Annotated in this window: 1 protein-coding gene; it reads right to left on the bottom strand. The window is 65.7% G+C overall.

Going from position 1 to position 934, the window contains the following annotated elements:
- The coding region (locus tag EN993_RS36240; protein WP_164758073.1) for an NAD(P)(+) transhydrogenase (Re/Si-specific) subunit beta at nucleotides 1-934 on the bottom strand (934 nt) is incomplete at both ends.

Here is a 934-nt window from a genome sequence, read left to right as displayed (position 1 = left end):
GCCTTGAGCTTGTCGGCCATTTCGCGCAGCGCATGCTGCGCCTGGGCGACAGCCATGCCGTAGCCCGGCACGATGATGACTTTTTGCGCGTTCATCATCAGATAGGCGGCATCGTCGGCCGAGCCCTGCTTGACCGTGCGCTCGATGCCGTCATCTGCAACTGCCGCTGTCTCACCGCCAAAGCCGCCGAGGATGACCGAGATGAAGCTTCGGTTCATGCCCTTGCACATGATGTAGGACAGGATGGCGCCGGACGAGCCGACCAGCGCGCCGGTGATGATCAGCGCCAGATTGCCGAGCGTGAAGCCGAGCGCCGCCGCCGCCCAGCCCGAATAGGAATTCAGCATCGAGACGACCACCGGCATGTCGGCGCCGCCGATCGGGATGATGAGCAGGACGCCAAGGGCAAGCGATGCGGCCACGATCAGCCAGAAGATGAGCTTCGACTCGGTGGTGACCAGCAGGATGATCAGCACGATCAGCGCGATGCCAAGGGCGGCGTTGATGAAGTGGCGGCCGCCGATCATGATCGGCTTGCCCGACATGCGGCCGTCGAGCTTCAGGAAAGCAATGACCGAGCCGGTGAAGGTGATGGCGCCGATGGCGACGCCAAGGCTCATCTCGATCAGCGCCTGGGCGTGAATGTCGGCGACGGTGCCGATGCCGAAGCTTTCCGGGGCGTAGATGGCGGCGGCAGCCACCATGACGGCGGCGAGGCCGACCAGCGAATGGAAGGCGGCGACAAGCTGCGGCATCGAGGTCATGGCGATGCGGCGCGCGGTGACGGCGCCGACGCCGCCGCCAATGGCCAGGCCAAGCACGATCAGGCCGAAGCGCCCGGCGGACGGGGTTGCCAGCGCCAGCGTCGTGGCGATGGCAATGCCCATGCCGATCATGCCGTAGAGATTGCCCTGGCGACTGGTGGTCGGATGCG

This window comes from Mesorhizobium sp. M7D.F.Ca.US.004.01.2.1 (genome assembly GCF_003997785.1).
GTDB classification, from domain to species: domain Bacteria; phylum Pseudomonadota; class Alphaproteobacteria; order Rhizobiales; family Rhizobiaceae; genus Mesorhizobium; species Mesorhizobium loti.
This window is presented reverse-complemented; position numbering and strand designations above follow the sequence as displayed.